The sequence below is a fragment of the Actinomadura rubrisoli genome, assembly GCF_004349215.1.
In the GTDB taxonomy this organism is placed as follows: Bacteria; Actinomycetota; Actinomycetes; order Streptosporangiales; family Streptosporangiaceae; genus Spirillospora; species Spirillospora rubrisoli.
Genome location: NZ_SMKU01000270.1, coordinates 1 through 12,669 on the forward strand (window position 1 = coordinate 1; position 12,669 = coordinate 12,669).

Consider the following 12,669-nt stretch of genomic DNA (forward strand, 5'->3'; position numbering starts at 1 on the left):
CAGGCACCGGGGCCCAGGGGCGGCGGGCCCTGGATGAAGGCGGCCTGGAATTCGCGTTCACGGTCGTCGATCACGGCGTAGACGAGGCGGGACCGGTCGCCGAAGCGCCGGTACACGGTGCCCACGCCGACACCCGCCGCGCGCGCCACCTCGTCCATCGTCAGGGCCTCTGCGCCGCGGGCGGCGATCATCTCGGCGGCGGCCCGGACGATGCGATGGCGGTTGAGCGCCGCGTCCGCGCGTTCGGCGGGCGGACGGCCGGCGACCGGCAGTTCCCGCATCCGGGCTCCCTTCCACGTCACCGGAAGGTTACCGGAGAGCGCTCCGGTTCCGGTTGTATAGTGTCCCGTAAGCGGAAACCCTTCCGGTTAAGCGATGGAGGTCGTGATGGAACCGAGTGGACGGGCGGCCCTGGTGACCGGCGGCGGCCGCGGCATCGGCGCGGCGATCGCGCTGCGGCTGGCCCGGGACGGCGCGGACGTCGCGGTCACCTACGTGCGCGCGCCGGACCGGGCCGCCGAGGTCGTCCGCGGGATCGAGGCCGCCGGGCGGCGCGGGCTGGCGATCCGGGCCGACGCCGCCGACCCGCGGGCCGTGGCGGCCGCCGTCGACCGCGCGGCGGCGGAGTTCGGACGGCTGGACGTCCTGGTCAACAACGCCGGGATCGCGCCGTACGGGCCGCTGGAGGACGTGAGCGCCGAGGAGGTCGACCGGACGCTCGCGATCCACGTCCGGGCGGCGTTCGTCGCGGCGCAGGCGGCGTCGCGGCACCTCGGCCCGGGCGGGCGGATCGTCAACATCGGCAGCAGCCTGGCCGAGCGCGTCCCCTACCCGGGCTGGACGCTGTACGCGATGAGCAAGTCGGCGCTCACCGGGCTCACCCGGGGCCTGGCGCGCGATCTGGGGCCGCGCGGCATCACCGCGAACGTGGTGCAGCCGGGCTCGACCGACACCGAGATGAACCCCGCCGACTCCCCCGATGCCGAGTTCGAGCGCGGGTTCACCGCGCTCGGCCGCTACGGGCGCGCCGACGAGGTCGCCGCGATGGTCTCCCACCTGGCCGGGCCGGGCGGCGGCTACGTCACCGGCGCGTCGATCGCGGTCGACGGCGGCTACGCGGCCTGAGGAGGACGGTATGCCCTGGGTTGTCCTCGTGATCGCCGCCTTCATGGAGCTGGTGTGGGCGACGGCGCTCAAGCAGTCGGACGGCTTCACCCGGCTCTGGCCGAGCGTGATCGGACTGTCGGTGGCGCTGCTCAGCGTCGTCGTGCTGTCGGTGGCGCTGCGCGACCTGCCGGTCGGCACGGCGTACGCGGTCTGGGTGGGCCTCGGCTCGCTGGGCGTGGCGGTCACCGGCATGGTCGTGCTGGGCGAGAGCGTCACCCCGTCCCGCGTGGCGTGCCTGGCCCTGATCCTCATCGGGGTGATCGGCCTCAAGGCCGTCGAAGGCTGAGACGGCCGCCGGGCGCCGGGGAGGGGGTGACGGCACGCGCGGCGGGCAGAATTGGGGCATGAGCGAGGAGATGCTGGGCATCGACATCGGCGGATCGGGCATCAAGGGCGCGCCCGTCGAGCTGTCCGACGGCGCGTTCACCCGCGAGCGGTTCCGGATCCCCACCCCGCGGCCCTCGACGCCGAAGGCGGTGGCGCGGGTCCTCGGCGAGATCGTGGAGCACTTCGGGTGGGACGGGCCGGTCGGCGTGACCTTCCCCGGCGTGGTGGTCGGCGGGGCGACCCTGTCGGCCGCGAACGTGTCCAAGGAGTGGATCGGGCAGGACGCGGAGGCGCTGTTCGCGGAGGCGACCGGGTGCCCGGTCACGCTGCTGAACGACGCCGACGCGGCCGGGATCGCGGAGATGCGGCTCGGCGCGGGGCGGGACCGGCCCGGCACGGTCGTCCTGCTCACCCTGGGGACGGGGATCGGCAGCGCCCTGTTCACCGATGGCGTCCTCGTCCCGAACACCGAGTTCGGGCATCTGGAGCTGCACGGCAAGGACGCGGAGTCGCGCGCGTCCGCCAAGGCCCGCGAGGACCACGACCTCAGCTGGGAGAAGTGGGCCAAGCGGCTGAGCGAGTACATGGCGCACCTGGAGGCTCTGATCTCCCCCTCGCTGATCATCGTGGGGGGCGGGGTCAGCAAGAAGTCGGACCACTTCGTCCCGCTGATCCAGGGCGTGCGGGCGCCGATCGTCCCGGCCCGGCTGGTCAACAACGCCGGGATCGTGGGGGCCGCGATGGCGGCGGCCGCGGCGCACCCCTCGGAGGTCGCCGCGTCCGGTCCGCCCGAGGTCAGGGCGGCCGGGACGACCGGCGGCGCCCAGCGCGCCGCGGGCACGGCGGAGGCCGCCAGAGGCTAGCGCCCGGAGCGCCTCAGGCGGGAAGGGGCCTCAGGCGGACGGTGGCGATCTCCCACGGGCGCAGCGCGAGGGTGATCGTCCCGTCGCGGACGTCGAGGGCCGTGCCGGGACGGCCCCGCAGGTCGGCGCGGGCGGCCTCGGTGAACGGCCCGCGCAGGACGGCCGTGACGGGCTCGGGGTTCTGCGCGACCATCCGGGCCTCGATCCAGCCGCCGTCGCGGGCACGCAACGAGGTCATGGCCACGCCCGGGCCGGTGATCGAGACGCCCTCCCGGGATGGCGGGGCGGGCGCGTCTGACGGCCCGTACCCGGTGGCGGCCAGCAGGTCGTGCCGGTAGGTCTCGGCCGCCCGGACGACTTCGGTGCCCGGCCGGTCCCCGTCGTAGGGCAGGACCGCCAGCCCGACCGTCCGCTCGCCGCGGCACTGGGCCTCGGGCGTCGGGAGCTGCGGGCCCGCCGGCTGGTCGCGGTAGGCGTTGCGGTCGCGGGACAGGTGGCCGATCGAGCGCAGCAGGGTCAGCGCCAGCTCCCGTCCGCCGCCGGTGAGCTCGTACTCGGTGACGTGCTCCAGCAGGACGGCGGCCCCGCCCGCGGCGACGAATCCGGACGCGGGGAACGTCGGCAGGGGCCGCTCCCCGAAGCCGCCCTCGGCGGACGTCCCGCGCTCGGTGATCGCGAACTGCCCCTCGGCGAACGACGATCCGGCCTGGCGGGGCAGCGGCACGTGCAGCCGGACGCGGTGGTCCTCGCAGCGGTTGTCGAAGGTGACGCGCAGCCGCAGGAACGGCTCGCCGGCGCGCAGCTCGGCGCGCGTGGTGACGGTCACGTCCTCCTCGGCCGCCGACCGGGCGTCCCCGGTGAAATCGCCGGACGCGGGCCAGCGGTACGTCCGGACGATGTCGAGCGCGCCCACGACCGGCCCGGCCCAGACCGGCTCGATCCGCACGGTCCGGGGCGTCGCGACGAGGCGGTCCCCGGCCGGGGGCGCGTAGTTGTAGGAGTCGCCGAGGTCGCCGCCGTCCACGATCCGTCCGATGCCCTCGATCACGTGGCCGCCGGGGGTGCGGAGCCCGATGGTGCCGTCGTCGTTGGCCTGCGCCCTCAGCAGGCCGTTGTCGAGGACGGTCGCCTCGGCCTCGACCGGGTGGTCCATTTCCAGCGCCCCGCCCGGCGGGACGGGGCTCACGGTCGTCAGGCCGAGCGCGGGCACCTCGACGAGCGCGGCGACCGTGCGGCGCGGGTCGGCGAGGATCCGGACGTGCCAGTCCCCGTCCGCGCCGCGCAGGGCGTCCCGGACGTCGCCGAGGTCGAACGGCGCGTCCGAGCGGGCGGTCACGTGGAAGGTGAGCGTGCGGTCCTCGCGGGAGACCGACCAGTCGCGGATCTCCTGCCCGAACAGCACCCGCCCGTACACCCGCTCCAGCAGGACGGGCAGGCCGGACGCGGGGTGCACGGCATCGTCCAGGACGGTCGGCGCGGTCTCCAGGGTCTGGACGGGCACGGGACGCCCGTCCCCCATCACGAGCCCCGGCTGCCCGCCGCCCTCCGCCGGGACGTCCAGGACGGCCATGGCGGTCCTGGCCTCGGGCGTCGGGTTGAACACCAGGTGCGAGCCGAGCGGCACCGCGGCGGCCCGCTCGGCGGTGACGAGGTCGCAGACGGCCCGACCGAGCTGCCCGGCCTCGGCCATGCGGGCCGCGACCTGCTCGGCGGTCTCGTCGCTGCCGCATCCGGTGACCGAGTCGTGGCAGCTCACCTCGATGAGGCGGCGCCAGGCCAGGTCGAGGAACCGCTGCGCGTCGCCGGTGTACCAGAGGGCGGCCAGGGGCTCGGCGTACCGCTCGACGAGGCGCTCGCCGCGTCCCATGAGCTGCTTCAGCCGCGCCCGCGCCGAGATCACGCCCGGCAGGATGTTGGCGCGGGCGTGCGAGCGCAGCTCCCCGCGGACCCGGACGAGGCCGTCCGCGGACGGACCGGCCGCCGCGAAGTACCCGGCGAGGGTGTCCAGGCGCATGTCCAGCCCGGAGCCGGCGATCCGGTCGGCGAGGTCGGCGGCGGGGGCGGTGTGGTCGGCGCCGTACATCGCCAGCAGCGGCCCGCCGCGCGGATACCAGCGGCCCATCCGTGCCGCGAACCCGGCGGCGCGGTCCGCGAGCGGGGACGCGCCGCCGACCTCCTCGAACATCGACGCCGCGTTCCCGTAGCCGCCCTCGGGGAGGTACTGCGTGCGGACGGCCGTCCCGTCCGGCGCCTCCCAGGCGAACGCGTGGGCCTGGACGCGGGCGGGCACGCCCCGCCACACGCACGCGTGCTCGATCCCGGCCAGCCGGAGGATCTGCGGCGTCTGCGCGCAATGCCCGAACTGGTCGGGCAGGTAGCCGACCATCATCGCCGCGCCCAGCTCCTCCGCGCGCCGCAGTCCCAGCTCCAGGTTGCGGACGATGTTCTCCCCCGAGCACAGGAACTCGTCGTGCAGGATCTGCCAGGGCCCGACCGCCAGCCGGCCCTCCCGGACGAGCGCGGCCACCCGCTCGCGCCGCTCGGGACGGATCTCCAGATAGTCGTCCACGGCCGCCATCTGGCCGTCGAGCGTGAACCGCCAGCGCGGGTCGTCCTCCATGCGCTGGACGACGCCGTCGAGCAGCGACACGAGCCGGAGCCGGAACCGCTGGAACGGCAGGTACCACTCGCGGTCCCAGTGGGTGTGGGGGACGACGACGATCGGGCCCGGCCCGCTCTCCCGCCCGGCGGGTCCGCCCCGCCCGGCGGGCGCGCTCCGCTCGGTGCCGTCCGGCTTGCCAGGGTCGCTTATCCGCACAGCGCGATCACCTCGTTCTCGTAGGTCTCCAGGCGGTGCATGCCCGGGCCGTCCGCGGGCGTCCGGACGAGGTCGCCCCGGACGGCCGCGCGCCGCCCGTCGGGCCGGACGAGCACCGTCCCGTCCGCGCCGACCGCGATCAGGTCGTCCTCGACGCGCAGCAGGACGGGCGCGTCCGGGGCGGCGGACACCGACGTGCGGCCCGCCGCGAGCCCGGCGAGCACGCCGTCGCCGTCCTCGGCCTCGGCCAAGACCCAGGTGGTGGGCTCGCCGAGGGTCTTGTGCTGCGCCGGATCGTGGAAGTCGCTGCCGCCCAGGGGGACGGCGCCGCCGGGCAGCCACAGGTCCGTCCAGGCCAGCGGGGCGCCCCAGCGCCGGTCCCACCAGGACGAGTGCCAGATCTCCACGAACGGCGGCCGGTCCGCCTCGGACAGCGGGCGGCGCCACGCGCAGTCGCCGCTGAGCGGATGGTTGATCGACATCACCCCGCCGCGCGCGGCGGCGAACGCGGCCCAGTCGGCGCTCGGGCGCCGGAAGTCGACCCAGCCGGTGTCGCCGAAGACGTTGGCGTGGCCGAGGTCGGTGGTGACCTCCTGGCCGGGCAGCAGGGTGACGCCCGCGTGCGCGGCGGCGGCGGGCAGCTCGGGGTGGTGGCTGACGGTGTTGTGGTCGGTCACGGCGAGGAAGTCCAGCCCGCGGGACGCGGCGAGGCAGGCCAGCTCGTGGACGGTGAGGGTCCCGTCGCTGTGCAGGGTGTGAGAGTGCAGGTCACCGGCCAGCCAGCGCGTCCCGGCGGGCGCGGGCAGGTCGCGGCGCGGCGGGCGCCCGGGACGGGGAGGCGGCTGCGGCGCGTCCGGCCTCGGCGCCCCGGACGCCGACGTGGTCACCGTGACCTCGTACGGGACGCCGCCCGGCGGGATCCGGTGGAGCCCGAGCCACACGTGCCACGTCCCCGGCTCGATCTCACCGGGCAGGTAGCCGGGCGTGGCCCAGTCGGCCGCCACCGTGTACGCGCGGCGCGCCCCTCCCGACCAGCCGCGGAACCCCGACGGGCCATGGCAGCCCAGGTCGATCACGCCGCCCTCGAACGACAGCTGCACCGTGAGGGAGGCGGTGCCGGGCGGAACGTCGAAGGGCAGCTCGCGCAGGCCGCGTTCCAGGCGGTCCTCCAGGCTCCACCGTCCCCGGTGCACGGTCATCCATGTCCCCCGTTCTCGTTCATCGGCGCGGCCTTCCGCTCGGACGCCGCTTCCTCAGGTACTGCGGGCTCCGGCGCGGCGGTGCCGCCGGTGACGAGCTCGCCGTCGCGGTAGAGCAGGACGCGGTCGGGACGGGGCAGCGCCCATCCCTCGTCGCCCGGTTCGGGCTCGCGGCCCTCCCCCACGACGACGTGCACCGGCTCGCCTTCCACGTCCATCGTCACCAGGGACGAACCGCCCAGGTGCTCCACGACGGACACGCGCCCGCCGAACGCCCCGTCCTTCGGGTCACTGCCATAGTGCAGGTACTCCGGCCGTACCCCGCACACGAGGGCCTCTCCCTCGCCGACCCGCCCGCGCGCCTCGTCCGGGACGGGCAGCACGGCCCCGGCGACCGCGACCCCGTCCGCCCGCACGCGTCCGGGCAGCAGGTTCATGGGCGTGGAGCCGATGAACGACGCGACGAACAGGTTCGCCGGGCGCCGGAACACCTCCACGGGCGTGCCGAGCTGCCGGATCCGCCCGGCCTCCATGACCGCGATCCGGTCGGCGAGGGCGAGGGCCTCCGCCTGGTCGTGGGTGACGAACACGGTGGTGACGGCCAGTTCCCGCTGGAGCCGCTTGAGGAACGTGCGGGCCTCCAGCCGGAGCCGCGCGTCCAGGTTGGACAGCGGTTCGTCCAGCAGGTAGACCCGCGGCTCGGCCACCAGCGCGCGGGCCAGCGCGACCCGCTGCTGCTGGCCGCCCGACAGCTCGCCCGGACGGCGTCCCTCCAGCCCCTCCAGGCCGAGGTACCGGCCTGCCTCGGCGGCGCGCTCGTGCCGTGCCGCGCGGCCGCGCTTCTTGACGCGCAGCGGGTAGGCGATGTTGTCCAGGACGGTCATGTGCGGGAACAGCGCGTAGTCCTGGAACACCATGCCGACGTCGCGCCGCCCCGGCGGGAGCCGCGTCACGTCGGCGCCGTCGAGGCGGATCGTCCCGGCCGTCGCCGTCTCCAGGCCCGCGACCGTCCGCAGCAGCGTGGTCTTCCCGCAGCCGGACGGCCCGAGCAGCGCGAAGAACTCGCCGTCCGCCACGTCGAGGTCGAGGGCGTCCAGGGCCCGCACGCCGCCCGGATAGACCTTCGTCAGCTCCCGAATGGTGATCGCCGCCATCAGCGCTTGATCCCTCCGTGGAAGCGGAACCCGTACCGGCGGCTCACGAACAGGTACATGACCACGACCGGCAGGGAGTACAGCAGCGAGAACGTCGAGATCAGGGCCAGGTCGGGCTGGCCGCCCTCGGTGTAGAACGTGTACATGATCACCGAGGCGGGGGCCTTGTCCGGGTCGCGCAGCAGCAGGAACGGCATCAGGAAGTCGCCCCACACCTGCGCGACCGTCCACACCGCGACGGTGGCGAGACCGGGCCGGATGACGGGCGCCACGACGTGCCGCAGGATCTGGAGCGGCGAGGCCCCGAACACCCGCGCGGCCTCCTCGTAGGAGGTGGGCGTGCTGTCGGTGAAGTCCTTCAGCAGGAAGATCGCCGCCGGGAGCAGCCCGCCGGTCAGCACCAGGACGACCCCGAGCCGCGAGTCGATCAGGTGCAGGTTGAAGGCCAGCAGGAAGATCGGCACCATGGCCGCCGTCCCGGTGATGATGGACGACAGCAGAAGCAGGACGTACAGCAGCGCGTCCCGGCCGGGCACCCGCACCCGGCTCAGCGCGTACGCCGCCAGCGCCGCGCAGGTCACCACGAGCGCGGCGGTCCCGGCGGCGAGCAGCACCGAGTTGCGCAGCGAGGCGAGCGCGTAGGGGTTGTCCATCAGGACCTGGAAGTTGTGCAGGGTGAACTCGGGCAGCGAGGCGGAGATCCCCGGGCTCGCGTCGAACGGCGCGAACGCCAGCCACAGCAGCGGCAGCGCGAAGAACCCCAGGACGGCCGAGACGAACGTCGCCAGGCCGATCCTGCGCAGCACCTCCCGGACGGTGTCGTTCACGCCGCCGCCCCCTTCCCCGCCGCCGGTGCGGCGGCGGTCCGGCCCCGGTCCGCGGCGGAGCGGCGGCCCCGCTCGCGCAGGACCCGCAGGTAGACCAGGGCGATCGCGAGGTTGATCAGGATCATGATGAGCGAGATGGCGGCGCCGAAGCCGAGGCGGCCGTCGCCGAGCGCGGTCCGGTACACATACACCGACATGATCTCCGAGCGCCCGTCCGGCCCGCCCGCCGTGATGAGGAACGGCGTGAAGTCGTTGAACGTCCAGAGGCTGATCAGCAGCAGGCTCGTCAGCGCATGCCCGCGGATGCGCGGGAACACCGCGTCCCGCAGCGTCTGCCAGGTCGAGGCGCCCGCGAGCCGCGCCGTCTCCAGATGGGACGGTGGAACGTTCCCGAGGGCCGCGCCGTACAGCATCATCGAGAACGCGGTCCCGTGCCAGACGTTGAACACCACGACGCAGGCCATCGGATGGTCCAGCAGCCACGCGGTGCCCGGCGTGCCCAGCAGCGCGTTGAGGGTCCCGCCGTCGCGGTCCAGCAGCGCGATCCACAGGAACGCGATCACCGAGCCCGGCAGGACCCACGCGAGCAGCACCAGCCCCTCGACCAGCCGCCGCAGCGGGCCGGACCGGTCGCGCATCACCCACGCGATAGCGAACCCCACGACGGTCTGCCCGACCACCGCCGACCCCACGACGAACTGCAGCGTCAGCCACAGCGACCGGTGGAAGTCGCCGTCGCCGAGCACGTCGCCGTAGTTGCGGGCGCCGACGAACTTCGGATCGCTCGCCGCGATGCCCGTGAGGCGGTAGTCGGTCGTGCCGAGATACAGCGTCCACAGCGCCGGGAACACCAGGAACACCGCGACGAGCACCAGCGCGGGAGCGATGAACGCCGCCGCGCGCCCGCGTCCCAGCCCGGCGGCGTCGTCCCCGGCGACGGCTGCGGGGCCGCCCGTCCCGGCCGGTCCGACGGCCGGCACCGGGCTCACCGGGAGGGCGTCACTGCGCGGAGACGTTGGCGGCGCCACCGACGATCCCCTCCAGCTTCTTGGTGTACCGCGCGGCGGCCTCCTCGGGGCTCTTGCCCGACACGACGCTCGCCGTGGCCTCCTGCAAGGCCGTCGACACCTGCGGGTACACCGCGACGCCCGGACGGTAGGACGTGACCGGCAGGACCTTCTCCGAGACGAATGTCAGGAACGGGTCGCCCGCGAGGATCTGCTTGTTCACGTCCGTCCGGGAGGTGATCTCGGGGGTGCGGGCCGTCCGCGCCTTGGTCATCTCCGGGGAGTTCATGAAGGCCAGCAGCTCGAACGCCTGCTGCGGGTACTTGGTGTTCGGGTTGAGGACGGTCACCGCCCCGCCCGACATGCTGACGAACGACTGCCCGCGCACGCCCCTGCCCGGGGAGACCGCCGGGATCAGCGCGTACCCGACGTCCTGGTCGCGGGTCCTCATCTTCGCGACGCCCGAGCCGGGGTTGATGACGTCGCGCCAGAAGTAGTCGCCCTCGGTGAGGATCCCGATCCGTCCGTCGGCGAACTCGGCGAACGACTTGTCGCGGCCCTTGACCTCCTGCTGGAGCTTCGGATCGCCGAGCCCCTCCGGGCCGTAGACCTGCGCGTACAGGCCGAGGACCTCCTTGACGGCCTGCCCGCCGCCGGTCCACTTGCCGTTGGAGTAGATCTCGGCGCCCGCTCCGGCCAGCAGGGGCAGCACGCTCTGCATGCTGGTCGCCTCGCCCATCGCGGTCCCCGCGTTCAACTGGATGGGCGTCACGCCCGGGAGCTTCTTCAGCGCGCGCGCCGCGGTGAGGATGTCCTGCCAGCTCTTGGGCTGCCAATCAGCCGGAAGCCCCGCGCGCGCGAACAGCTTCTTGTTGAAGTACAGGACGCGCCCGTCGGTCGTGGGCGGGACGCCGTAGCGCCTGCCTTCGAACATGGCCAGCCGCTGGACCGATCCGGGGATCTTCGTCCAGCCCTCCCAGGCGTCCGCCGGGGCGCCCACCACCTCGGGCAGCGGCCGCAGGTAGCCCGCCTGCGCGAACTCCCCCACCCAGATGCCGTCGACGTCCATCACGTCGGCGCCCGACCGCGACTTCAGGTCGAGGGCGATCTTGGTCTTGTACGCCTCGTCGTCCACGCCCTGGCCGCGGAACGTCACCTTCGCGGTGACGCCCTTGGCCTTCTGCGCCGCGACGAACCCCGGGATCACCGTCCCGGTGATCCACTCGGCCTCTTCGGAGTTCTTGCCGCCCTCGATGGCGTTGCGGGTGATCGTCAGGGTGATGCTCTTGGCGTCCCGGCCCCGATCGGGATCGGTCGAGGATCCGCCGCCGCACCCGGCGAGCGCCGCGCCCGCCAGGACGAGCGCGGCCGTCGCGCGGATCCGTCTTGGGGAGAAGTCCACGGTGACCTCCTACAAGCGTCACCACTTAACGTGACCGATGAATCCGATCACGTAAAGACCCAGAAGATCGTCAGGGATCCATCAGCTCGGCGCCGCGCGCCGCGAACGCCTCCATGGCCTTGGCGGTGACGGGGCCCGGCGCGGACGGCAGCACGGTGCCGTCCACCGCCCGGATCGGCTGGACGTCGCGGGTCGTCGACACCAGGAACGCCTCGTCGACGCCGTAGAGGCCCTCCAGCGGCAGGTCCTCCTCGTCGCCGCCGAACCACTCCAGCACCAGCGCGCGCGTCACCCCCGCCAGGCATCCCGCCGACAGCGGCGGCGTGATCAGGCGGCCGCCCGTCACCACGAAGATGTTGCTGCCGGTGCCCTCGCACAGGTTCCCGGCGAGGTTGCCGAAGATCGCCTCGCCGCCGCCGCGCTCGTTGGCGTAGGCCAGCGCCAGGGCGTTCTCGGCGTACGAGGTGGTCTTGATCCCGGCCAGCGCGCCCCGCTCGTTCCGCGGCCACGGCACGACCGTCACGTCCGCCGTCGCGGGGAACGGCTTCTGCTCCGCCGCGATGATCGACACCGTCGGGCCCGCGTCGCCCCGGTTCGACCCGAGCGGGCCGGGCCCGCTCGTGTAGGTGACGCGGACGCGCGCCAGCGGCCACTTCGGCGCCGCGGCCAGCACCTCCAGCGTCCCCTGGGCGAGCGCGTCGTGGTCGGGCTCGGGCAGGCCGAGCCCCGCCGCCGATTGGGCGAGCCGCCGCAGATGCCGGGTGAGGGCGAAGGGCTCCCCGTTCGCCGCCTTCACCGTCTCGAAGACCCCGTCCCCCACCAGCATGCCGTGGTCGAACACCGACACCACGGCCCGCTCAGGGTCGAGCAGTTCCCCGTTCATCCAGATCTTGGCCTGCGCCACCCGCTGCCACCTCCAAAAGCCGAGCCGCCTTGAGCTCGGTCTCACGCCATTCGCGTCGCGGATCGGACCCCCAGGTGATGCCGGCGCCGGTGCCGAACCGGAGCATGCCGTCCTCAGTCCAGAAGCTCCGGATGCCGACCGCGAGGGCGCCGCGCCGGGAGTCCGCGTCCACCCATCCGATGGCCCCACAGTACGGGCCCCGGGGGACGGGTTCGAGCTCATCCAGCAACGTCAGCGCGCTCGACTTCGGAGCGCCGGTGACCGAACCGGGAGGAAACGTCGCCGCGAGCAGCTCCGGCCACCCGCCGCCCGCCAGCCGCGCCCGGACGGTCGACACCAGGTGCACGAGCCCCGGATGCTCCTCCAGCTCGCACAGCCCCGGCACCTCCACCGACCCGGGCCGCGCCACCCGTCCCAGATCGTTCCGGACGAGATCGACGATCATGACGTTCTCGGCGCGGTCCTTGGGCAGCAGATCGTCCGCCGTCCGCCCCGTGCCCTTGATCGGACGGGACTCCACGACGTCCCCGTCCCGCGCCAGGTACAGCTCGGGTGAGGCGGAGGCCACCTCCAGCCCGGGCACCCTCAGCGTCATCGCATGCGGCGCCGGGTTCCCCCGCGCCAGCCGCGCCCCGAGCCCCGCGATGTCCGCGCCCGCCCCCAGCGGCGCGGACAGCACCCGGCACAGGTTCGCCTGGTAGACGACCCCGTCCGCGATGGCGTCCCGGATCCGTTCGACCCCCGCCACGTAGGCGGACTCGTCCAGCGAGCTGCTCCACTCCCCCGGCGGGGCCCACACACCCCCCGGATGGGGCGCCGGACGCACGTCCGCGAACCGGGCGCAGGTGACCTTCCCCTCGTAGGTGACCACCACGGCCCACCAGCCCCGCGAGTCCAGGGCGGCCGGGTCGGTCGTCACGTCCGCGAGCCCGGTGGCCAGCCGCCCCCCGGCGTACGCGAAGCTCACGGCAGGACGCACCCGAACGCGTCCGCCAGCCCCC

12 protein-coding genes are annotated in these 12,669 nt (G+C 74.2%); 3 read left to right on the forward strand and 9 right to left on the reverse strand.

The genetic code is table 11. The features are described 5' to 3' along the window. A partial coding sequence (locus E1298_RS34685; protein ID WP_131900907.1) for a TetR/AcrR family transcriptional regulator occupies positions 1-281 on the reverse strand: 281 nt, incomplete at its 3' end. 106 nt (positions 282-387) lie between these two features. On the opposite strand from E1298_RS34685, the gene E1298_RS34690 reads away from it, so the two are divergent. From E1298_RS34690 to ppgK, 3 genes are read left to right on the forward strand one after another with little or no spacing between them, the layout of a single operon-like run. Then, positions 388-1,125, forward strand: coding sequence for an SDR family oxidoreductase (locus E1298_RS34690; protein ID WP_243725988.1), 738 nt, complete (start codon positions 388-390; stop codon positions 1,123-1,125). A gap of 10 nt (positions 1,126-1,135) precedes the next feature. Next, the gene (locus E1298_RS34695) at positions 1,136-1,453 is read left to right on the forward strand and encodes a DMT family transporter (RefSeq protein ID WP_131900909.1); all 318 of its coding nucleotides are present in this window, start codon (positions 1,136-1,138) and stop codon (positions 1,451-1,453) included. Positions 1,454-1,511: 58 nt separating this feature from the next. Continuing rightward, positions 1,512-2,357, forward strand: a complete 846-nt coding sequence (gene ppgK, locus E1298_RS34700; RefSeq protein ID WP_131900911.1) for a polyphosphate--glucose phosphotransferase — start codon at positions 1,512-1,514, stop codon at positions 2,355-2,357. A 13-nt stretch (positions 2,358-2,370) separates the two neighbouring features. Here ppgK and E1298_RS34705 read toward each other — a convergent pair whose 3' ends face one another. The 8 genes from E1298_RS34705 to E1298_RS34740 all read right to left on the reverse strand — a co-directional run bounded on the left by E1298_RS34705 (position 2,371) and on the right by E1298_RS34740 (position 12,647). Beyond that, on the reverse strand, positions 2,371-5,175 hold the full coding sequence (locus tag E1298_RS34705; protein WP_243725989.1) for a glycoside hydrolase family 38 N-terminal domain-containing protein: 2,805 nt from the start codon (positions 5,173-5,175) through the stop codon (positions 2,371-2,373). Further along, the gene (locus E1298_RS34710) at positions 5,166-6,374 is read right to left on the reverse strand and encodes a CehA/McbA family metallohydrolase (RefSeq protein WP_131900913.1); all 1,209 of its coding nucleotides are present in this window, start codon (positions 6,372-6,374) and stop codon (positions 5,166-5,168) included. Before E1298_RS34710 ends, E1298_RS34705 begins: the two co-directional genes overlap by 10 nt. Next, a complete protein-coding gene (locus E1298_RS34715) occupies positions 6,371-7,528 on the reverse strand; it encodes an ABC transporter ATP-binding protein (RefSeq protein ID WP_131900915.1) in 1,158 nt (385 codons plus the stop codon). The genes E1298_RS34710 and E1298_RS34715 overlap by 4 nt, the downstream gene beginning before the upstream one ends. Then, positions 7,528-8,355, reverse strand: a complete 828-nt coding sequence (locus tag E1298_RS34720) for a carbohydrate ABC transporter permease (RefSeq protein ID WP_131900917.1) — start codon at positions 8,353-8,355, stop codon at positions 7,528-7,530. Before E1298_RS34720 ends, E1298_RS34715 begins: the two co-directional genes overlap by 1 nt. Continuing rightward, on the reverse strand, positions 8,352-9,344 hold the full coding sequence (locus E1298_RS34725; RefSeq protein WP_243725990.1) for a carbohydrate ABC transporter permease: 993 nt from the start codon (positions 9,342-9,344) through the stop codon (positions 8,352-8,354). The genes E1298_RS34720 and E1298_RS34725 overlap by 4 nt, the downstream gene beginning before the upstream one ends. Before the next feature lie 10 nt (positions 9,345-9,354). Further along, a complete protein-coding gene (locus E1298_RS34730; RefSeq protein ID WP_243725991.1) occupies positions 9,355-10,764 on the reverse strand; it encodes an extracellular solute-binding protein in 1,410 nt (469 codons plus the stop codon). Between the two features lie 70 nt (positions 10,765-10,834). After that, positions 10,835-11,647: an aminotransferase class IV gene (locus E1298_RS34735; protein WP_131900929.1), complete on the reverse strand. Its 813-nt coding sequence runs from the start codon at positions 11,645-11,647 to the stop codon at positions 10,835-10,837. After that, complete coding sequence (locus E1298_RS34740; RefSeq protein WP_131900921.1) at positions 11,622-12,647, reverse strand: chorismate-binding protein; 1,026 nt, start codon at positions 12,645-12,647, stop codon at positions 11,622-11,624. Before E1298_RS34740 ends, E1298_RS34735 begins: the two co-directional genes overlap by 26 nt. Positions 12,648-12,669 lie beyond the last annotated feature (22 nt).

Bases quoted from the DNA above. Each gene is read 5' to 3' on its own strand.
- ppgK (WP_131900911.1), top strand. From the start codon at position 1,512: ATGAGCGAGGAGATGCTGGGCATCGACATCGGCGGATCGGGCATCAAG.
- E1298_RS34710 (WP_131900913.1), bottom strand. From the start codon at position 6,374: ATGACCGTGCACCGGGGACGGTGGAGCCTGGAGGACCGCCTGGAACGC.
- E1298_RS34735 (WP_131900929.1), bottom strand. From the start codon at position 11,647: ATGAACGGGGAACTGCTCGACCCTGAGCGGGCCGTGGTGTCGGTGTTC.
- E1298_RS34715 (WP_131900915.1), bottom strand. From the start codon at position 7,528: ATGGCGGCGATCACCATTCGGGAGCTGACGAAGGTCTATCCGGGCGGC.
- E1298_RS34695 (WP_131900909.1), top strand. From the start codon at position 1,136: ATGCCCTGGGTTGTCCTCGTGATCGCCGCCTTCATGGAGCTGGTGTGG.
- E1298_RS34690 (WP_243725988.1), top strand. From the start codon at position 388: ATGGAACCGAGTGGACGGGCGGCCCTGGTGACCGGCGGCGGCCGCGGC.